General features: G+C 73.1%; 20 protein-coding genes. 8 read left to right on the forward strand and 12 right to left on the reverse strand.

What is annotated here, in order from left to right:
- Positions 1-74: 74 nt before the first annotated feature.
- From AC3A3L_RS01680 to AC3A3L_RS01695, 4 genes are all read right to left on the reverse strand, one after another.
- Entirely contained in the window at positions 75-1,244 is a 1,170-nt protein-coding gene (locus AC3A3L_RS01680; protein WP_487638297.1) for an NAD(P)/FAD-dependent oxidoreductase, read from the reverse strand.
- Positions 1,241-2,551, reverse strand: a complete 1,311-nt coding sequence (locus AC3A3L_RS01685) for a flavin-containing monooxygenase (RefSeq protein WP_487638298.1) — start codon at positions 2,549-2,551, stop codon at positions 1,241-1,243. The genes AC3A3L_RS01680 and AC3A3L_RS01685 overlap by 4 nt, the downstream gene beginning before the upstream one ends.
- Positions 2,552-2,623: 72 nt before the next feature.
- Positions 2,624-3,196 carry an OsmC family protein gene (locus AC3A3L_RS01690; RefSeq protein WP_487638299.1) on the reverse strand — a complete coding sequence of 191 codons (573 nt, stop codon included), beginning with the start codon at positions 3,194-3,196 and terminating at the stop codon, positions 2,624-2,626.
- A complete protein-coding gene (locus tag AC3A3L_RS01695) occupies positions 3,193-3,663 on the reverse strand; it encodes a MaoC family dehydratase (protein WP_487638300.1) in 471 nt (156 codons plus the stop codon). Before AC3A3L_RS01695 ends, AC3A3L_RS01690 begins: the two co-directional genes overlap by 4 nt.
- 137 nt (positions 3,664-3,800) lie before the next feature.
- On the opposite strand from AC3A3L_RS01695, the gene AC3A3L_RS01700 reads away from it, so the two are divergent.
- Both AC3A3L_RS01700 and AC3A3L_RS01705 read left to right on the forward strand, forming a co-directional pair.
- Positions 3,801-3,977, forward strand: a complete 177-nt coding sequence (locus AC3A3L_RS01700; RefSeq protein ID WP_487638301.1) for a hypothetical protein — start codon at positions 3,801-3,803, stop codon at positions 3,975-3,977.
- Positions 3,974-4,645 carry an N-acetyltransferase family protein gene (locus AC3A3L_RS01705; RefSeq protein ID WP_487638302.1) on the forward strand — a complete coding sequence of 224 codons (672 nt, stop codon included), beginning with the start codon at positions 3,974-3,976 and terminating at the stop codon, positions 4,643-4,645. Before AC3A3L_RS01700 ends, AC3A3L_RS01705 begins: the two co-directional genes overlap by 4 nt.
- On the opposite strand, the gene AC3A3L_RS01710 is transcribed toward AC3A3L_RS01705, so the two are convergent.
- The 6 genes from AC3A3L_RS01710 to AC3A3L_RS01735 are packed head-to-tail and all read right to left on the reverse strand — an operon-like array spanning position 4,597 to position 11,818.
- Positions 4,597-5,991 (reverse strand): amidase, encoded by a 1,395-nt coding sequence (locus tag AC3A3L_RS01710; RefSeq protein ID WP_487638303.1) that lies wholly within the window; start codon positions 5,989-5,991, stop codon positions 4,597-4,599. The two genes, AC3A3L_RS01705 and AC3A3L_RS01710, sit on opposite strands and share 49 nt — an antisense overlap.
- Positions 5,988-6,632 (reverse strand): SRPBCC family protein, encoded by a 645-nt coding sequence (locus AC3A3L_RS01715; RefSeq protein ID WP_487638304.1) that lies wholly within the window; start codon positions 6,630-6,632, stop codon positions 5,988-5,990. The genes AC3A3L_RS01710 and AC3A3L_RS01715 overlap by 4 nt, the downstream gene beginning before the upstream one ends.
- Positions 6,629-9,040, reverse strand: coding sequence for an aerobic carbon-monoxide dehydrogenase large subunit (gene cutA / locus AC3A3L_RS01720; protein WP_487638305.1), 2,412 nt, complete (start codon positions 9,038-9,040; stop codon positions 6,629-6,631). The genes AC3A3L_RS01715 and cutA overlap by 4 nt, the downstream gene beginning before the upstream one ends.
- Positions 9,037-9,546 carry a (2Fe-2S)-binding protein gene (locus tag AC3A3L_RS01725; RefSeq protein ID WP_487638306.1) on the reverse strand — a complete coding sequence of 170 codons (510 nt, stop codon included), beginning with the start codon at positions 9,544-9,546 and terminating at the stop codon, positions 9,037-9,039. The genes cutA and AC3A3L_RS01725 overlap by 4 nt, the downstream gene beginning before the upstream one ends.
- Entirely contained in the window at positions 9,543-10,397 is an 855-nt protein-coding gene (locus AC3A3L_RS01730) for an FAD binding domain-containing protein (RefSeq protein ID WP_487638307.1), read from the reverse strand. Before AC3A3L_RS01730 ends, AC3A3L_RS01725 begins: the two co-directional genes overlap by 4 nt.
- Positions 10,394-11,818: a uracil-xanthine permease family protein gene (locus AC3A3L_RS01735; RefSeq protein WP_487638308.1), complete on the reverse strand. Its 1,425-nt coding sequence runs from the start codon at positions 11,816-11,818 to the stop codon at positions 10,394-10,396. Before AC3A3L_RS01735 ends, AC3A3L_RS01730 begins: the two co-directional genes overlap by 4 nt.
- A 305-nt stretch (positions 11,819-12,123) precedes the next feature.
- Between AC3A3L_RS01735 and AC3A3L_RS01740 the strand changes: the two genes are divergently transcribed.
- Both AC3A3L_RS01740 and AC3A3L_RS01745 read left to right on the forward strand, forming a co-directional pair.
- On the forward strand, positions 12,124-12,420 hold the full coding sequence (locus AC3A3L_RS01740) for a hypothetical protein (RefSeq protein ID WP_487638309.1): 297 nt from the start codon (positions 12,124-12,126) through the stop codon (positions 12,418-12,420).
- A 19-nt stretch (positions 12,421-12,439) separates the two neighbouring features.
- Positions 12,440-12,901, forward strand: coding sequence for a GNAT family N-acetyltransferase (locus tag AC3A3L_RS01745; RefSeq protein WP_487638310.1), 462 nt, complete (start codon positions 12,440-12,442; stop codon positions 12,899-12,901).
- 18 nt (positions 12,902-12,919) lie between these two features.
- Here AC3A3L_RS01745 and AC3A3L_RS01750 read toward each other — a convergent pair whose 3' ends face one another.
- Positions 12,920-13,786: a glycerophosphodiester phosphodiesterase gene (locus AC3A3L_RS01750; protein WP_487638311.1), complete on the reverse strand. Its 867-nt coding sequence runs from the start codon at positions 13,784-13,786 to the stop codon at positions 12,920-12,922.
- Between the two features lie 251 nt (positions 13,787-14,037).
- Here AC3A3L_RS01750 and AC3A3L_RS01755 point away from each other — a divergent pair, with 251 nt between their 5' ends.
- Complete coding sequence (locus AC3A3L_RS01755; RefSeq protein WP_487638312.1) at positions 14,038-14,850, forward strand: SigB/SigF/SigG family RNA polymerase sigma factor; 813 nt, start codon at positions 14,038-14,040, stop codon at positions 14,848-14,850.
- A gap of 13 nt (positions 14,851-14,863) precedes the next feature.
- On the opposite strand, the gene AC3A3L_RS01760 is transcribed toward AC3A3L_RS01755, so the two are convergent.
- Positions 14,864-16,120 carry a PucR family transcriptional regulator gene (locus AC3A3L_RS01760; RefSeq protein ID WP_487638313.1) on the reverse strand — a complete coding sequence of 419 codons (1,257 nt, stop codon included), beginning with the start codon at positions 16,118-16,120 and terminating at the stop codon, positions 14,864-14,866.
- 81 nt (positions 16,121-16,201) lie between these two features.
- On the opposite strand from AC3A3L_RS01760, the gene AC3A3L_RS01765 reads away from it, so the two are divergent.
- From AC3A3L_RS01765 to AC3A3L_RS01775, 3 genes are read left to right on the forward strand one after another with little or no spacing between them, the layout of a single operon-like run.
- Positions 16,202-16,933: an oxamate carbamoyltransferase subunit AllH family protein gene (locus AC3A3L_RS01765; RefSeq protein WP_487638314.1), complete on the forward strand. Its 732-nt coding sequence runs from the start codon at positions 16,202-16,204 to the stop codon at positions 16,931-16,933.
- The gene (locus tag AC3A3L_RS01770; RefSeq protein WP_487638315.1) at positions 16,930-18,417 is read left to right on the forward strand and encodes an AllF/FdrA family protein; all 1,488 of its coding nucleotides are present in this window, start codon (positions 16,930-16,932) and stop codon (positions 18,415-18,417) included. The genes AC3A3L_RS01765 and AC3A3L_RS01770 overlap by 4 nt, the downstream gene beginning before the upstream one ends.
- Entirely contained in the window at positions 18,414-19,802 is a 1,389-nt protein-coding gene (locus AC3A3L_RS01775) for a YlbE family protein (RefSeq protein WP_487638316.1), read from the forward strand. Before AC3A3L_RS01770 ends, AC3A3L_RS01775 begins: the two co-directional genes overlap by 4 nt.
- Position 19,803: the final 1 nt, after the last annotated feature.

Genomic DNA, 19,803 nt, shown 5'->3' on the forward strand with positions numbered 1-19,803 from the left:
CCCAGACACGAGCGATGCGACTCTACGCCCGCGGCCGGGGCCGGCTCGACGCCATTTCCGGGTGATCCCTGCGCTCATGTCGCGGCTCCCGCCGGCGCGAGCTGCTCCAGGTGCTCGACCTCGTCGGCCATCGCCGCGCTGACCCGCCTGAGGAGCGACCGGATCCCGGCCGGGTCCCAGTCGTACGCCGCGACCCGCTCGGTCACCTCGACGAGCTCGCGCGACAGCCTGCGGCGGGTCTCCTCGTAGCGCGCCAGGGCCACGTGCTCCGGGACCCCGCCTGCGTGCGCGGCGAGCACCTGCTCGGCGAGCAGCTCGGCGTCGCGCAGCGCGTCGGTGATGCCGTGGGAGGTGATCGGGTCCTTGAAGTAGCCCGCGTCCCCCACGAGCGCCCACCCCGGCCCGGAGGACGCACGGGTGAACCCGGGCACGCCCGCCCAGCCGCGGACCGGGCCGACCGGCCGGAGCCCGCGCGCCCGCTCCACGGCGGCGGTACCCGCTGCGCCCAGCAGCGAGGTGAAGGCGTGCTCGACGCCGAGGCGGCGCAGCCGCCGCATCCGCGCCGGGGTGGTGGCCACGAACAGGCACGAGGCGCCGTCGTCGGTCGGGATGATCCCCGAGCCCGCAGCGGTGCCGTACGTCCACTCGTAGGCGTCGGCCCCCGGGTCCTCGACGTGGCGGTAGAGCACAGCGCTCGCCGTCCGACCCTGCCAGGTGGTCGCGGCACCTACCTGCTCGGCGACCCGCGAACGGATCCCGTCGGCGCCGACCGTGAGGTGCGCGCGCAGGTCGAGGGGCGAGCCACGGCTCGTCCGCCCGACCACGCCGGTGACGCGCCCCGGCGGGTCCCGGCGCACCGACGTCACCGTCGCCTCGTGCAGCACCTCCACGCCGGAGTCCTCGGCGGCCTCGACGAGGAGCCGGTCCAGCAGGTGCCGGCGAGGAGCGCGGAGGGCGTCGACCCCGGCCCGGGACCGGATGGCGACGTCGGCGACCTCCCCGTCCGCGTACCGGAAGACGGTGCGCCGCACTGCCGGGGTGCCGGCTGCCACGACGGCGTCGAGCACGCCCCAGCGGGACAGCTGGAGGACCCCGCCACGCATGAGGGCGTGCGTGGACAGCGTGTCGCTCCCGCGCCGGCCGCGGTCGACCAGGGTGACCGACAGGCCGGCCCGGGCCAGGAGGAGCGCCGTGGACGCGCCGGCGACCCGGCCGCCCACGACGACGACGTCTCGGGTGCTCATGCTGCCGGCTCGCGACGTGCGCCGCCGAGGCCGGCGGTGGCGGGCGCAGGCGACCCGCTGGCGGCGAGCAGGTGGTCCACCACCGACCGGGCGTCGTGGCGGGCCCCGTCGATCTGGCCGGAGTCGCGCCGGTGCTGGAAGCGCTGCCCGACGACGTACACGCCCTCGGCGGGGGTCACTCCCCGGTGCTGCCGGATGGTCCCGTCGGCACCGGTGATCGGCAGCCGCAGCCACCGGTGGTGCGGTCGGTAGCCGGCCGCCACCAGCACGGTGCCGATGCCCTCGGCGTGCAGGTCGACCCGGCGGCGTGGTGCCCCGATCGCGACGGGCCGGGGCCGCGGGCTGTCCCACAGCTGGCCGGCCAGGCCGATCCGCTCGACGAAGTGGTCGAGGCTGTCGAGGAGCCGGTCCAGCGCCGCGTCCGCGGCGCCGACGGTGGCCGCGAGGTCGTCGCGGAAGTGGGCGGTGCGGCCGTCGACGGTGTCGAGCCGTCCGACGAGCCGGACGCCGTCGTCCTGGAGGCGGCCGAGGTCGAGGTCCTCGGTGGCGCGCTCCGGGTCGTCACGGCCGACGAGCTGCAGCGACGTCTCCCCCCGCGCGGCGACCGGGTCGGCCACCTCGTCGATGGTCCGGGCCAGGCGGCCGGTGTTCTCGAGCCACCAGAAGATGTCGAGCCCGCGGTGGCGCCGGGGCATCCGGGTGTGCCGGCCGACCGCGAGGGTCACCTCGCGTCCGGCCCGGTTGAGCTCGTCGGCGATCTGCATCCCGGACGCGGAGGCGCCCACGACGAGCACGCCGCCCGACCCGAGCCGGGCCGGGTTGCGGTAGTGGTTCGAGGTCACCAGGTCGACGTGCGAGGTGTCGAGACCGGCCAGGCCGGCAGGGACGTACGGCGTGCCGTGCGGCCCGGTGGCGATGACGACGTGCCGGGCGTGCCAGGTGCCGCGACTGGTGACGACGCGGTAGCGGTGGGCCCGGCGCGCGCCGGGGGCGGCGGCGACCTCGTGCACGGTGGCGCCGTCCACGACGGGCGCGCCGAACGAGGCGGCGTACGCCTCGAGGTAGCCGACGAAGGAGCCGACGCTGAGGTAGCCGTCCGGGTCGGGCCCGCGGTAGCTCCAGCCGGGGAGCCTGGTCATCCAGCTCGGGGTGAGCAGGTGCAGCGAGTCCCAGCGCTCGGTGCGCCAGCGGTGGCCGATCCGGCCTCGGTCGAGCACGACGTGCTCGCGACCGGCGTCCGTGAGCAGCTTGCTCACGGCCAGACCGGCATGGCCGGCGCCGATCACGACGGTGTCGATGGTGGTCATGCAGGGTTCCTCTCAGTGTTCTCGCGCGAGCGGTCGCCTGTGGTCCGGCGACCGCTCGCACCGGTGACCGGCTCAGCCGGTCACCACTTCGATGTGGACGGGTGTCGGGTTGGTGAGCGCGTCGTAGACGGCGGAGCGACGTCGGGACTGCTCGACGATGTCGCGCAGGGTCGCGTCGTCGGCGTCGCCCTCGATGCGGAAGGTGACCTTCACCTGCTCGTAGCCGTTGCGGACCGAGCCGCCCGAGAGCCCGAGGATCCCGAGCAGGTCGATGTTCCCGGTCACGGACGACGAGACGTGCGTGAGCCGGACGCCGCGGGCCGCCGCGATGTTGGCGATGCCGGAGGTCAGGCAGGCGGCGATGGCGTGGAGGAGGTACTCCACCGGCGTCGGGCCGACGTCGGTGCCGACGAGCACGGCCGGGTGGTCGGACTCGACCACGGTGTCGTGCTCGTGCCGCATCTCCTGCATGGCGCCGTGGAAGTCGGCGAAGGTCGAGCGGCTGTGGGTCCCGGACACCCAGGTGTTGGTCGCCCGGAACTGGAACCTGGCGATCTCGTTCGTCTGCTTCACGGCGTCACGCGTGGCGAACAGCGTGGGGACGTCGACTCCGTTGAGGGGCGCCTTCTCGGTGGTGGTGCTCATGCGATGTTCTCCTGCTTCTCCTGTGTCGGTGCCGGGGACCCGGCGTGGGTGGTGGCGGCGCTGACCACGGGGTCGCGCCACACGACGGCGGTGCCGTCGAGGACGAGCACGTCGTCCTGGTTCGTGATGCTCGTCGCGAGCGTGGTGACCGGCTTGTCGTCGCGGACCGCGGTCACGACGGCGGTGGCCGTCAGGGCGTCCCCGGGGCGGACGGGCGCGAGGAAGCGCCACGACACCTCGAGGAAGACGCTTCCCGGGCCAGGCAGCTGCTCGGCGACGAGCGCGTTCAGCAGCCCCGAGGTCACCCCGCCCTGCACGACGATGCCGCCGAAGCGGGACCGCGCGGCGAGGTCGTCGTCGTAGTGGACCGGGTTGCGGTCCCCGCTGATCGCGGTGAAGAGCTCGATGTCACGACGGGTGACGGTCCTGGTGCGTCGGGCCGAGGCGCCGAGGTGGGTGCTGGTCATGGCACCGAGGTTGGCCGGCGGACCTTCCCCCGGCCTTCCGCATTCCTTCCCCCACCGGCGGTCGCTCGCGGAAGGACGCCGGAAGGAGGCCGGGCCAGCCTCGGACCATTCATCCGACAGCGACCCAGGAGCCGCTCATGAACCACACGCTCACCACCGCCCTCGCCACCTCGCGCGAACGGGAGCTGCGCACCGTCGTACGCCGCCCCGACCGCCTGATGGCCCACGTGCTCGAGCTGGAGGCGGACACCCCGCCACGGCGACGCGTGCACCGCCCGCTCCACGCCACCCGCTCCCGAAGGAGACCCGCATGACCTGCACCAGCACCATGGCCGCGCCCCGCGCCGTCGGCGCCGACACCCCCGCCGTCGGCGCGGCGCGGCCGTTCCACCCGATCCACGTCCACGTCCGCGTCCGGCTCCGCGACGGGGGGTACGTCCTGCTCCGCCCGCTCGTCGGCGGTGAGGTGTCCGTCCTCGAGACGGTCTTCGAGGGGCTGTCGACGCGCTCGCGCCAGCAGCGCTTCCTCGTCCCGATGCCGCGGCTCCCGAGCGGCCACCGGCGCGCCCTCGCCGACGTCGACGGCGAGCGGCACGTCGCCTGGGTCGCCCTCGTCGACGGCATGCCGGTGGGCATCTGTCGCTACGTGACGACCGGACCCGGCGCCGCGGAGCTGGCCTTCGAGGTGACCGACGCCCAGCAGGGGCGGGGCATCGCCTCCGCGCTGGTCGACGCCGTCACCACGGTCGCCCGCGCCCGCGGCATCACCTGGATGGAGGCCACCGTCGAGCCCGGCAACGTCGCCTCGGAGGCGGTGCTGGCCCGCGTCGGCATCGAGCTCTTCCTGTCCGACGGCCTGCTCGAGGGCCGCGGCGAGCTCCGCCCGGCGTCACCGTCGCGGGTCAACCGGCGAGCGGTGCTGGCCCTCGCGGGTCAGGGCGCCAGCAGCGCCTCGACCGCCGCGGCCACCTCGAGCAGCTGACGGTCCGCGCCGTGCCGGGCGACCAGCTGGACCCCGACCGGCAGGCCGTCGGCGGTGCGGCCGGCCGGGACGGAGATCGCCGGGCACCCGGTGACGGTGATGAAGTAGGCCGACCGCATCCACGCCAGGTAGTCCGGCATCTCCTGCCCGTTGATCGTCTCGGGGAACTCCTGCTCCACCGGGAAGGGCGGGACCTGCGAGGTCGGCAGCAGGAGCACGTCTTGCTCGCCGAAGAAGAGCCGCATCGTCTCCGCCAGCGAGGTGCGCTGCGTGTAGGCCCGCGCCACGTCGGCGCCGGTCAGCGGCTCGCCGGCGCGGATGTTGGCCTCCAGCGACGGCTTGAACGAGGTGGGGTGCTCGGCAAGCAGCCGCCCGAGCTTGGCCTGGAAGTGCCACGCACGCAGCGTGCGGAACGTGTCGTCGGCCAGCGACAGGTCGGGGTGGGCCTCCACCACCGACGCGCCCGCGTCGGAGAGCCGCGCCGCGGTCGCACGTACGACGCCCGCGACCTCGTGGTCGACCACCAGCGAGCCACCGAGGTCGACCGAGTAGGCGACCCGCAGCCCGCCCAGCCGCGCAGGATCGATCGGCGGCGCGAACGACGCACCGGGGTCGCCCAGCGCGAGCGGCGCCCGCGGGTCCGGGCCGGCGACCACCGACAGGAGCAGGGCGAGGTCGCCGACGTTGCGGGCCATCGGTCCGCCGACGGACGTGCTCTCCCACTGGTTGTAGAGCGGCCACTCGGGCACGCGACCGAGGGAGGGGCGCATCCCGACCACGCCGCAGAACGACGCCGGGTTGCGCAGCGAGCCACCCATGTCGGAGCCGTCGGCCAGCGGCACCATGCCGGAGGCGAGCGCGCACGCCGCTCCCCCGCTGGAGCCGCCGGCGGACCGCGACGGGTCGACGGGGTTGCGGGTGACCCCGAAGACGGTGTTGAACGTGTGGGACCCGGCCGCGAACTCCGGCACGTTGGTCTTGCCCACGAACACCGCGCCCGCACCGCGGATCCGCTCCACGAGCAGGTCGTCGTGGTCGGCGACGGAGTCGGCGAAGATCGGCGACCCGTACGTCGTGCGCCATCCCTCGAGCGCGTGGGTGTCCTTGACCGCGAAGGGCAGGCCGTGCAGCGGACCGGTCTCCTCGCCGGAGGCCTGCGCCTGGTCGGCGACCGCGGCGGCCGCGCGGGCGCGCTCGGCGTCGAGCGAGACGATCGCGTTGAGCTCGGGGTTGCGCTCCTCGATCCGGTCGAGGTGCAGCTCGAGCAGCTCGCGGGCGGAGATCTCGCCGGACCGTACGGCGGCGGCTTGGGCGCGTGCGGTGGAGTCGACCGTGAGGTCGGTCACCGGCGACGTCCCAGCAGCACACCGAGCGCCACGAGCCCGGCGCCGACGGCCACGCCGAGGAGGAAGTCCTGCTGCGACCCGGCCGCCGCGAGGGAGGACTGCTTGGCGGGAGCGGTGAACACCTGCCCACCCCCTTCGCTGGTCGAGGAGGCCGCTCCGGCGCCCGTCACGAGACCCGGCTCTGCGGGCGCTTCGGCCGGTCCGCCGGCGATCGCCTTCTCGACGTTGCCGAAGAACTCCGCGGCCATCCGGCGCGAGACCGAGGTGAGCATGCGCTGCCCGACGCCGCCGACCATGCCACCGACGACCGCGTCGGCGTCGTAGAAGAGCGTGGTGGTGCCGTCGGGGTTGCCCTCGAAGCGGACGGCCACGTCGGCGCTGATGGTGCCCGGGGCGCCGGCCCCCTGCAGGTTCATCTTGAGCGACTCGTGCGAGGTCAGGTCGCTGAGCCGGCACGTGCCCGCGTAGGTGCCGCGGATGCTCGCGACCCCGGCTGTGACGGTCATGTCGTAGGTGTTGTCCGCGGTCTCCTCGAGCCGCTCGCAGCCGGGGATGGTGCGGACCAGCACGGCGGGGTCGAGCAGGGCATCCCACACCTGCTCCACGGGTGCGACCAGGGTGGCCTCTCCGGTGATCTTCATGCGGACTCCTCAGTCAGGGGGTGGGGTTCGTCGGCGTGCGCCAGGCGCAGCTCGAAGAGCTCGGACGGCGAGATGGGCATCGACATGATCGGGAAGCCCTCGGCGTCCTCGATGGCCGCGGCGAAGACAGCGGCCGACGGGATCACGCCCGCCTCGCCGGCGCCCTTGATGCCGAGCGGGTTGAGCGGCGACGGCGTCTCGAGGTGGTCGATGTCGATGGTCGCGGGGACCTCGGTGGCGTAGGGCATGAGGAAGTCCATGAACGACGCGTTGAGCAGCTGGCCCGACTCGTCGTACGCCATCCGCTCGTAGAGCGCGCCGCCCACGCCCTGCGCGACGCCACCGTGGATCTGGCCCTCCACGATCATCGGGTTGATCAGGTTGCCGCAGTCGTGCACGACGGCGTACTTGAGGATCGTGATCTCCGCGGTGTCGGGGTCGGTCTCCACGATCACGGCGTGCATCCCGTTGGCGAAGGTGGAGCGCGGCGGGGAGTAGAAGTCCTTGCCCTCCAGACCGGGCTCGTCGTCCTCGGCCACCGGCGGCTTGCCGGGGTCGCCGACGGAGAACTGGGTGGCGGCCTTGGACGCCTCGTCGAAGGCGTAACGCAGCGGGTTGGAGAGCACGGCGACGGTGCCGAGGTCGATGCTCGCATCGGTTCCGCGCACCGAGACGACGCCGTCCGCGATGTCGAGGTCGTCCTCGGACGCCTCCAGCGCCTCGGCCGCGATGCGCAACGCCTTCTCCTTGGCGCGCAACGCGGCGAGGTGGATGGCCGACCCGCTCATCACGGCCGCGCGCGAGGCGAACGTGCCCACCGCGTAGGGCATCTTGCGGGTGTCGCCCGTCGTGATCTCGACGTCCTCGAACCGCACCCCCAGGGTGTCGGCCACGATCTGCGCGAACGCCGTCTGGTGGCCCTGGCCCTGCGTGGTGAGGCCGGTCGCGACCTTGACCTTGCCCGAGGTCTCGATGTGCACGTGGGCACCCTCGTAGGGTCCGACGCCGGTGCCCTCGACGTAGCAGGCCAGGCCGATGCCGACCTTGCGCCCCTGGGCGGCCATCTCGGCGCGGAAGTCCTCGAACTCGTCCCAGCCGACGAGCTCCTTGAGCCTGTCGAGCGAGGCCGGGTAGTCGCCGGAGTCGTAGGTCAGCTCGCGGCCGTCCTGGAAGACCAGGCCGTGCTCGTAGGGGAACTCGTCGGGCTGGATGAAGTTGGTCGCCCGCACCTCGGTGCGGTCCTTGCCGAGGTAGGCCGCGATCGCGTCCATCGTGCGCTCCATGACGAAGCAGCCCTGCGGCCGGCCGGCGCCGCGGTAGGGCGTGACGATGACGGTGTTGGTGTAGAGCGACTCGAACGCGACGCGGTAGCTGGCCGGCTTGTAGGGGCCGAGCAGCTGGGTGGAGGTGATGATCGGGACGATGAGGCCGTACGGCGTGTAGGCGCCGTGGTCGTGCCAGAACTCGACGTTGAGGCCCAGCACCCGGCCGTCGTCGTCGAAGCCGACCTCGACGTGGTGCTGCTGGGCGCGCTCGTGCGCCGACGAGATGAAGTGCTCGCGCCGGTCCTCGGTGAACTTCACCGGGCGCCCGAGCGTCATGGCCGCCAGCGGGACGAGGAGCTCCTCGGGCCACGGGTGGTTGATCTTCACGCCGAAGCCGCCGCCGACGTCGGGGGTCACCACGTCGACCTTGGCGAGATCGAGGCCGAGCTTGGCGGCCACGCAGCCGCGCACGCCGGTCGACGTCTGCGTCGAGGACCACACCGTCAGGCGGGACGTGTCGGGGTCCCACCTGGCCACCGTGCCACGCCCCTCCATCGGCGTGCAGGCGGAGCGCTCGACGTCGAGGTCGAGGGCCAGCGTGTGCGGCGCCGTCGCGATGGCCGCGCGGGCGTCGCCGTTCTCCTGCTCCATGCGGGCGCCGACGTTGTCAGGCACGTCCTCGTGCACGGGCGTCGCCGCCGCACGGGCGGCCGCGATGCCGACGACGGGCTGCAGGACCTCGTAGTCGACGCGGATCCGGGACACCGCGTCCTCGGCGACGTAGCGGTCGACGGCGACGACGAAGACGATCGCCTCGCCGACGTAGTTGACCTCCTCCTTCGCCAGCGCGTACTGGGTGCGCCCGTGGGTCAGCGCCGGGTGCGGGATGAGCAGCGGGAGCGGCTCGGCCATCGGACCGGTGAGGTCGTCCCAGGACCACACGGCGACGACGCCCTCGAGGTCGAGCACGTCGGCGACGTCGATGTCGACGATGCGGGCGTGGGCGTGGGGCGAGCGCAGCACCGCGGAGTGCAGCAGGCGTGGGTCGTCGGTGAGGAGGTCGTCGACGTAGCGGCCCTGGCCGCGCAGGAAGCGCTGGTCCTCCACGCGCGCCACCTTGGCGCCGAACATCTTGGTGGTCATGCCTCGCCCCGCTCGGACTGGATCTCGGCTCGGATCTCGCTGGCCCGGAGCACCGACTTCACGATGTTCTGGTAGCCGGTGCAGCGGCAGAGGTTGCCGGCGATCATCTCGCGCGCCTCGTCCTCGGTCGGGTCGGGCGTCTCGCGCAGGCCGGCCGTGATGGTGGTGAGGAAGCCCGGCGTGCAGAAGCCGCACTGCAGGCCGTGGCAGTCGGAGAACGCCTGCTGCACTGGGGACAGCGAGCCGTCCTTCTCGGTCAGACCCTCGACCGTGGTGATCTCGGCGTCGACCGCCGAGACCGCGAGCATCAGGCACGATCGCATCGGCGTGCCGTCGACCAGCACGGTGCACGCGCCACACACCCCGTGCTCGCAACCGACGTGCGTGCCGGTCAGCCCGCAGTCGTGGCGCAGCGCGTCGGACAGCAGGCGTCGCGCCGGCACCTGCACCTCGTGGACGGACCCGTTGACGTGCAGTCGTACGTCGTGGAGCTGTTCGGTGGTCACGGGTGGGTCGCCTCTCCTGCCCGCGAACGGGCGTGGTCGGTCGCGGCCGCCAGGACTCGCGGCGCCAGCACCTTGACGAGGTGGGCGCGGTAGGCGGCGGTGGCATGGATGTCCTCGGCCGGGTCGAGGTCGGCGAGCGACGTGCCTGCCGGGTCGTCGAGCGCGTCGGTGACGTCGACGACCGTCGGGACGTCGCTCACCGACACGAAGCCGAGGCGGGCGCGGGTGACGGCGTCGCCGTCGGTCTCGACGTGGGCGGCCACGCCGACGAGCGCGTAGTCGCCGTGGCGCCGGGCGATCTCCTGGAAGGCGACGCCCGCGCTGGGCGCCAGGGCCGGGAAGAACGCCTCGACCGCGATCTCGTCGTGGGCGAGCGTCGACTCGAGCGGGCCCGCGAAGAGCTCCGCTGCCGGCACCGTACGACGACCGCGCACCGACGCGACGTCGACCGATCCCTCCAGGAGCCGCAGCACCATGGGCATCTCGGCCGCGGCGTCGGCATGGACGATCGAGCCGACCGTGGTGCCGCGGTTGCGGATCGTCGGGTGGGCGACGTGGCTGAGCGCCATGCCGAGCAGCGGCTGGGCACGCGCGGCCTCGGCCGAGCGGAGCACCTCGGCGTGGCGGGCCAGGGCCCCCACCCTCACCCCGTCCTCGGCCACGCGGACGTGGCCGAGGTCGGGCAGGGCGTTGATGTCGACGAGCATCGAGGGAGCGGCGAGCCGCATGGAGAGCAGCGGGACGAGCGACTGACCGCCGGCCAGCACCTTCGCCCCCTGCTCCCCCGCGAGCGCCGCGAGGGCTTCCTCGAGGGTGGACGGTCGCAGGAAGGCGAAGGGTGCGGGCTTCATCGCTTGTGCGTGCCTCCGGAGGCTGCGTCGTCGACGCCCTCGTCGTAGTCGGGGTGGCTGAGGTTGCGGGTCACGGCGCCGGAGCTGTCGCTCCCGCGGCCCTTGACCATGTGGAAGAAGACGATGACCAGGATCGTGCCGAGGGCGATGCCGCCGAGCTCGAAGTCGTCGCCGAAGGTGAGCGTCACGCCACCGATGCCGGCGATGATGCCCGCTGACAGGCCGACCATGTTGACCGGGTTGCCGAAGTCGATGTTGTTCTCGACCCAGATCTTCGCGCCCACCAGGCCGATCATCCCGTAGAGGACAACCGTGATGCCGCCCAGGACGCCTCCCGGCGTCGCGTTGACGACCGCGCCGAACTTCGGGCAGAGGCCGAGCAGGATGGCGACCAGCGCAGCGACGTAGTAGGCGGCCGAGGAGTAGACCCGGGTGGCGCCCATGACGCCGATGTTCTCGGCGTACGTCGTGGTCGGGGAGCCGCCGAACGCGCTGGCGAAGGCGGTCGCGATGCCGTCGGCACCGATCGCGCGGCCCATGTAGGGGTCGAGGTCCTCGCCGGTCATCTCCGCGACGGCCTTGACGTGGCCGGTGTTCTCCGCGACGAGCGCGATGACGCCGGGCAGGACGAGCAGGATCGCCGTGAGCGAGAACGACGGGCCGTGGACGACCGAGACGCCGTCGGCGAGGGTGCCGCTCGGCAGGCCGATCCAGTTGGCTGCCTCGACACCCGCCCACGAGACGCGGTCGTGCTCGGTCGCCTCGGTCGCGCCGCCGAGGACGGAGGTGATGGGCCCGAACACCATGTCGGCGACCCACGACAGCACGTAGCCGAAGACCAGCGCGAGGAAGACCGCGATGCGCGACCAGAAGCCGGGCAGCATCACGGCCGCGAAGACCATGAAGGCCGCCGTCAGCAGGGCGATCCACTGGTCCTGGGGCCAGTAGATCCCGGCGACGACGGGAGCGAGGTTGAAGCCGATCAGCATCACGACCGCGCCCGTGACCGCCGGCGGCAGCACGCGGTGGATCAGCTGGGCCCCGGCGAAGTGCACCAGCACGCCGACGGCCGCGAGGACGAGGCCGCCGACGAGGATCGCGCCGGTGACGTACGACGAGTCGTTGTCCGTGTCGAGCGCGCGGATCGCCGCGACCGATGCCACGAACGAGGCGCTCGTGCCGAGGTAGCTGGGCACCCGGTTCTGCACGATCAGCAGGAACAGGATGGTGCAGAAGCCCGAGAACATGATGGCGAGGTTCGCGTCCAGCCCCATCACCAGGGGGAACACGAAGGTGGCGCCGAACATGGCGACCACGTGCTGGGCACCGAGCCCGATCGTCTTGCCCCACGGCAGGCGCTGCATCGGCAGCACTGCTTGCCCCGGAGCGGGATCGACCACTTCCCACTTGAACATCGACATGCGCAGGCCTCCAGATTCGACGGGGTGGTTACCCGAGAAGCCACAAACTAGTGCGGCCCATCTCACACCCTCACTGGCGACATCTGCCGAAGGAACGCCGGAGTCGCTGACAAGTTCTCGGGCGGGTCGGCCCGCTGACCGCCCGGCGTGCGCGGGCCTGCCTCTCACCGTCGACGCCCGACCGACCTCATCACTTTCGGTCATGTCGAGGATCGGCCGCACACCTCTGGTGACCCGCGGCCCTAGTTTCGCCGCCGCGTCCTCTCGGGGCGTACGGGCGCAATCCCCCCAGAAGGAGATGAGCGATGAAGAGGTTCCTGGCAACGACCGTCGTGGCCCTCGCGACCGTGGGAGCGACCGGCACGGCCGCGTCCGCAGGCGAGATCACGGGCAACGGCAACCCGACCCCGATCAACGGCTACAACGCGAACTCGATCTGCGCGTTCTCGGGCCTGGACGACATGGACTTCGAGGCACCGGTGCAGCCGGGTGTCGTCCAGAACTGGGGCAGCATCCCCAAGGAGGTCCGTGACTTCCTCGCCACCATCGGCGAGCACCCCGGCACCGCGTGCAACGGCAGCAAGAACGGCACCAAGCGCTGAGCGCTGCCACACTCGAGGGGTGAGCGAGCTCCGTCGGGCTGACGCCGCCGACGTGACTGCGCTGCAGCGCATCGCGTCGGCGGCGTACTCGCCGTACCTGCCCCGGATGGGCGGTCAGCGACCGGGGCCGCTGGACGCCGACTACGCGGCCGCCATCGCGGATCACGAGACGTGGGTCGCCTGCGTGGACGGGACGCCGGTCGGCTACCTCGTGCTCGTCGGTGACGGTTCCGACGCCTTGGTGCTGGACAACGTCGCCGTCCTGCCCTCCCACCACGGCCGCGGCACCGGCCGGGCCCTGCTCGAGCTGGCGGAGGCCCGGGCGAGCGCCCGCGGGTGCACCCGCATCCGGCTCCTCACCCACGTGACCATGGTCGAGAACCAGGCCCTCTACGAGCGGATCGGCTACGTCGAGACCCACCGCGCCACCGACGACGGCTTCACGCGCGTGTTCTACGAGAAGGTGCTCGTGCCGCACTGAGTCGGCGCGCCCAGGGGCTCAGCCCCGGCGGAGGATGTCGCGCAGCACCTGCGGGTAGTTGGTGATGATCCCGTCGACGTCCCAGCTGATCGCCCGCCGCATGTCCTGGCCGGCGTTGACGGTCCAGACGTGTGCCTCCATGCCCGAGGCGTGCACCTGGTCGACCGTGGCCTCGTCGATCGCCCCGAGAGCGGGGTTGACCTGCTCCGCCCACGTCGCCGCCGCGGCGATGTCCGCCGGGGTCGGCCGGCCTCCGTAGAGCAGGCCCACGGTGACGTCGGGCGCCCGGTCCTTGTACGTCCGCAGCCACGCGTGGTCGAAGGACTGCACCACGACCCGGTCGCGCCGCAGGGCCCGGGTGAAGTCCGGCAGCGAGCGCAGCTCCTTGTCGAGGTCGACCTCGATGCCGGGGTAGAGCGCGGGGGCCTTGGGCTCGAGGAGCATCCCCGCCCGGTTGCCGACCGCGCCGACCCACTCGGCCAGCGTGGGAACCCGCTCCCCGGCGAACTCCGGCGCGAACCACGAGCCGGCGTCCAGCTGCTTGATCTCCGCGAGGGTGAAGTCACCGACGTTCCACGGCGCGCGGTCCGGGAAGACCTGCTCGACGTCGGTCGTCCGCGCGAGCGTGACGTCGTGCATGATCACCAGCTCGCCGTCCGCGGTGCGCTGGATGTCGTTCTCGACCACGTCGGACTTCTGCGCGATCGCCAGCCGGACCGCTGCGAGCGTGTTCTCCGGTGCCGCTCCGGAGGACCCGCGGTGGGCGGTCACGTCGATCGCGGGTGCTGGAGCGGCTGAGGCGCTGGGCGCGGACAGCGCGCCCGCTGTGCCCAGCAGGGCGAGCGCGAGGGATGGTGCTGCGAGGAGTCGTGCCGTACGGCGCATCTGGTGTTCTCCCGAGAGTGTCAGGACCCGCCCGGTGGCGGGTCTCGACCCACCGTGGTCGGCCCGGGCCAACGGCAGGCGACGGGATCCCCAACCCGACCCGACCGGTCCGCGACCGGCCTGCGAATGCTCCGGGCGAATATCGCCCGGGGGGGTGTGAACCAGTGGTCTATACCTGTGGCATCTTTCCTGTCCCGTTCATCTCGCTGGAGACCAACGGCGAGACCGCACGTGCACGAAAGAGCGACAACGTGACCACCGCGTCCATCGCCCCAGAATGCCCTGTCAGCCCGACCGCCCCCGCCACACCTCGCGATGACTCGCGACGCACCGAGGGCCATCTCCAGGTCGTCGACCGACGACCGCCCGGCTCGTCCGAGGCCGTCCACCGGCTCGTCGAGGGCCACCTCGACGTCGCGACCTCGATGGCGGCCCGCTACCGCAACCGCGGCCTCGACCTCGAGGACCTCCAGCAGGTCGCGATGCTCGGCCTCACCAAGGCGGCACACCGCTTCGACCCCGACCTGGGCCACGACTTCGTCTCCTTCGCCGTCCCCACGATCCGGGGCGAGCTGCGGCGCCACTTCCGCGACCTCGGCTGGGTGGTCCGCCCACCACGACGCGTGCAGGAGCTGCAGCTGCGCATGAGCAGGGCGCAGGGCGAGCTCGAGCAGGCGCTGGGCCGCTCGCCGCGACCCAGCGAGCTGGCGAGCCACCTCGGGGTCGACCTCGACGACGTGGTGGAGGCGCTGGCGGCCGACGGCTGCTTCACCCCCACCTCGCTGGACACGCCGCTCGACGACGTGACGACCACGCTGGGCGACCTGATCGGCGAGGAGGACACGACGGTCGAGGCCGTCGAGGCGAAGGTGCTGATCGAGCCGCTGGTCGCCGGGCTCCCGGACCGGGAGCGCCGGATCCTGTTCATGCGCTTCTACGAGGAGCGCAGCCAGCAGGCCATAGCCGAGTCCGTCGGGCTCACGCAGGCGCAGGTCTCCCGCATCCTGGCCCGCCTCCTGTCGCAGATGAGGGCGAGCCTGGGCGGCACCCGATCGGCGGCCTGAGGCCGACGGGCGGTCAGCCCACGATCTCCAGCGCCCGTAGCGCGACGGCGACGTCGAGGCGCAGGTGGGGGTCGGTCGCGACGGGGCCGAGGATCCGCTGCAGCTTGCCGACGCGGTAGCGCATGGTGTTGTAGTGGAAGAACTGGGCGCGAGCCGCCTCGGCCACGTTGAAGTTCGTGTCGAGCAGCACCTGGAGCGTCTCGCGCAGGTCGGCGGCCTCGGGCGTCCGCTCGGCCAGCGGGCCGAGGACGTCGGCGGCGAACGACGTCAGCTCCGAGCTGTCCGGCACCAGGGCGAGCAGCCGGTGCAGTCCGAGCTGGTCGAAGCGGGTCACCGAGCCCCCGCCGTGCACCCGGCGCCCGATCTCGACGGCGCGCTGCGCCTGGCGGAACGCCTCGGGCAGCTCGCCGAGCCCGTGGGAGACGCGGCTGACCCCGGCGGAGAATGCGATCCGGCCGCCGCCGCGATCACCCCGCACGGCGGCGATGATGCGGTCCACGGCGACGTGCGCGTCGCCCGGGTCGTCCGGGTCGACCGGGACCAGGGTCACCACCTCGCGGCTGAACGCGACGGAGGCGATCGTGGGGTCCACCGTCGCGGAGACCTGCCGCCACGCGTGGGCGAAGCGGTCCTGCCAGGCGCGTCGGTCCTCCGGGTCGGGGGTCAGCGCGGCGATGGCGTCGGGGTCGAGCACCGCGACCACGACCATCACCGGACGGTCGAGGTGCCAGCCGAACGCCTGCGCGTGCTCGGCGACGTACTCCTCCTCCCCGGCCCGGTCGAGGAACACGTCGCGGAGGAAGTCGCCGCGGTACTTGTTCTCCACGGCCGTGATCGCCTCCACGCGCGTCACCAGCAGCGCCGCCACGATCGCGGCCCGCTCGAGCGCGTGCACGTCGGAGGAGTGGATCCTGCCGTCGGGGCGCAGGGCGACCAGCCGCGCGAGGTCGACGCCGGCCGCCACCACGCGGCGCACGAGCGCCTCCCCCTCCCCCACGGTCGTGCCGTCGGGGTCGATCCGCTCGACACGGACACGACCGGTCGGGTCGAGGAGCTCGGCCGTCGCCATCGCGGCACGCTGCGCCTCGTCGAGGTGCGCGGCGCGCTCGCGCCCGTCGGTGGAGGTGAAGACGACGCCGCAGCCCAGGGCGTCGCCCACGGCCTCCGCGATCGCAGCCAGGTCGCCGCCCTCGAGGACGATGTGGGTGAGCGCGGTGTGGAGCGCGTCGGCGCGCTCGAGCGCGGCGACGGCTTCCGGGTCGCTTATCAAGTCTTGTCCCACATTCACCCCTTGGTCCGACAAGTTCTCACATTCGCGAGTGTCGCACGAGCCGTTAGCGTCTGGGGAGTGATGTCCGGACCGATCCTCGTCGCGGCACCGCAGCGGGTGCACGATCGGCTCCGTGGGGCGTCCGACGGACCCCGCCGGGTCGTCCACGCGAGCAGCACGGCCCTCTACGTCGACCTCGACGGCTGGTGCCTGGGGCTGGTGTCGGCCACGGCCACCCGCGTGCCGTGCGCCCTCTGGTCGACGCTGCCCGACCTCGGCGTCCTCGACCCGGTCGTCCGCGTGCAGGGCGGCCACCTGGTCGTGGGCGACCGACCGGTCCGGGTCACCCGCCTCGTCGACGTCGCCGTCCCCCGTGTGGGACGTCATGAGAATTCGCGGTTCCGACCCGAGCTCCTCATGACGCCAGGCCTCGACCTCCCCGCCGACGGCGGCCTGACCCCGGGCCACCTCGACCGGGTCGTGGGTCGCGGGCCCGGCCTGACCCCGCTCGGCGACGACGTCCTGGCCGGGTGGTTCACCGCCCGGGCCGCCCTGGGTCGACCGGACGACGAGCTCGCCGCAGCCGTGCGCCGACGCCTGGGCGCGACCACCCTGCTGTCCGCGACGCTCCTCGACTGCGCCGTCCGCGGCGAGGCCCTGCCCCAGCTCGCCGACTGGCTCGCCGACCCCACCGACTCCGCCGCCGACGCGCTGCTCGCGGTCGGTGCCACCTCGGGCGCCGGCCTCCTCGCCGGCGCCGGGCTGGCGCTGGCATCGATCGAGGACCACACCACACCCCGGAGGGTTGCATGACCAACGACCACGTCGAGCTCCGCAGCGGCGCGTACGCCGACTCGGTGACGCTGCTGCAGGTGAGCCGGGCCGTGCAGGCCACCCCCGGCGTCGTCGCCGCGCAGGTCGCGATGGCGACCGGGCTCAACCTCGAGGTGCTCGAGGGGATGGGCTTCGACGTGCCCGCCTCCTCGCCCAACGACATGGTCGTCGCCCTGCGCCTCGACCCCGACGCCGACGTGTCCGCTGCTCTGGCCGCTGTCGACGCGGCCCTCGCTCCCACGCGCCCGACGGCCGGTGACACCACGGTCGCCCCGCCGCGCACCACAGGGAGCGCGCTGCGGCGTACGCCTCCCGGCACCATCGCGCTCGTCTCGGTGCCCGGCGCCAGCGCCACCGTCGAGGCGATGGACGCGCTCGAGGCCGGACGTGACGTGATGGTCTTCAGCGACAACGTGCCCGTGGCCGAGGAGGTCGCCCTCAAGCAGTACGCCGCCTCGCGTGGCGCGCTGGTGATGGGACCCGACTGCGGCACCGCGGTCGTCGACGGCGTCGGGCTCGGCTTCGCCAACACCGTGCGGCCCGGGCGGATCGGCATCGTCGCCGCCTCCGGTACCGGCTGCCAGCAGCTGCTCGCCCTGCTCCACCACGCCGGCGAGACGTCCGAGGGGGTCGGCGTGCGGCACGCCCTGGGGGTGGGCGGTCGCGACCTGTCCGCGGCCGTGGGCGGGCTGGCGACCCGGGAGGCGCTCCGCCGCCTCGACGCCGACCCCGACGTCGACCTGGTCGTCGTGGTGTCCAAGCCGCCGGCGGCCGAGGTCGCCGCGGCGCTCACCCGCGAGACGGAGTCGCTCGGCACGCCCGTCGAGCTCGGCCTGCTCGGCCGTGGCCAGCGCGACCTCACCGCGGTCGCCGAGGCCGTGCTCGAGCGGCTCGGCCACACCGCGCCCGAGTGGCCGGTCCACGGCTCCGACAACACCGGCTCCGCGACCGGTCCGCTGCTGCGCGGTCTCTTCGTCGGCGGCACGCTGTGCGACGAGTCGATGCTGATGGCGACCGAGGCCCTCGGCCCGGTCCGCAGCAACATCCCGCTGTCCGACGACCTCGCGCTCGGGGACGACCTGCTCGTCGACGCCCACACCATGGTCGACTTCGGTGACGACGCGCTCACCCAGGGCCGGGCGCACCCGATGATCGACCCGACGCTGCGCAACGAGCAGCTGATGAGGGCCGCCTCCGACCCTGCCACCGGCGTCATCCTGCTCGACCTCGTCCTCGGCCACGGCGCCGAGCCCGACCCGGCGTCCCTGCTCGCCCCGGTGGTCGCGGCGGCCCGCAGGGACCGCGCGATCCCCGTCGTGGTCAGCCTCGTCGGCACCGACCTGGACCCGCAGGGCCTCGACGCCCAGCGCGACGCCCTCGTGGCCGCCGGCGCCGAGGTGCACCTGTCCAACGCGAGCGCCACGCGCCGCGCCATCCAGCTGATCGAAGGAGCGGCCCGATGAGCCAGCCCACTGTCGTCACCGTCGGGGCCGACATGTTCGCCGACTCCGTGGCAGGCCAGGCCGTCGACGTCGAGCGCGTCGACTGGCGCCCGCCAATGCCGGGCACCGAGACCGACCTCGCGACGGTGGCCACCGATCCCCGTCGCCCCGACGCCAACCGCCGCGCGGTCGAGGCGATGCTCGGGGTCACCGCCCACCTCGTCGACGTCGCGCCGGCCTCCGAGGTGCTGGGCCTGGAGAAGGGCCAGTTCCTCCACGCCGGACCGCCGATCGAGTGGGAGCGGACGTCCGGCCCCCTGCGCGGCGCGCTGATGGGCGGCGCTGCGCTGGAGGGGCTCGTCGACGACCCCGAGGAGGCCGTCGCCCTCTTCGAGTCCGGCAGCACCGTCAGCCTCGAGCCGTGCCACCACCGCAGCGCCGTCGGGCCGATGGCCGGGGTCGTCACGCCGTCCATGTGGATGTGGGTCCTCGAGGACCGCGCGACCGGGCGCCGGACGTACTGCTCCCTCAACGAGGGGCTCGGCAAGGTGCTGCGCTACGGCGCCTACTCCCCCGAGGTGCTCACCCGGCTCCGCTGGATGGGCGACGTGCTCGGCCCGCTGCTTCAGGCTGCCGTGCGCGGCACGGAGGAGGCCACCGACGTCACCGGCATCCTCACCCAGATGCTGCAGATGGGCGACGAGGCGCACAACCGCAACCGCGCCGGCACCCTGATGCTGCTGCGCGACCTCTCCCCGGCGATGGTGAGCGCCGGCTTCGACGGCAAGGACGTCGCCGACGTGCTGCGCTTCGTCGGCGGCAACGACCACTTCTTCCTCAACCTCGCGATGCCGGCGTGCAAGCTCGCGCTCGACGCCGGCCGCGACGTCCCGGGCTCGACGATGGTCGTGGCCATGGCGCGCAACGGCACGGACTTCGGCATCCAGGTCTCCGGCACCGGCGACGAGTGGTTCACCGGTCCGGCCCAGGTGGCCGAGGGCCTGTTCCTCGGCGACTACGGCCCCGACGACGCCAACCCCGACATCGGCGACTCGGCGATCACCGAGACCGCCGGCATCGGGGGCTTCGCGATGGCGACCGCCCCGGCGATCGTGCGCCTCGTCGGCGGGACCGTCCCCGACGCGCTGGCCACCACCCGCCGGATGCACGAGATCACGCTCGCGGAGAACCCCCGCTGGTCGGTCCCCGTGCTGGAGTTCCAGGGCACGCCGACCGGCATCGACGTCACGAAGGTGTGCCGCACCGGGGTCCTGCCGCAGATCAACACCGGCATGGCCGGCGCCGTCGCGGGCGTGGGCCAGGTGGGAGCCGGGCTCGTCACCCCGCCCGCCGAGATCTTCCCGAAGGCGCTGGCCGCTCTCGCTGCCCGGGTCCCCTCTGCCTGAG

The organism is Nocardioides sp. Soil_C_8 (assembly GCF_057656315.1).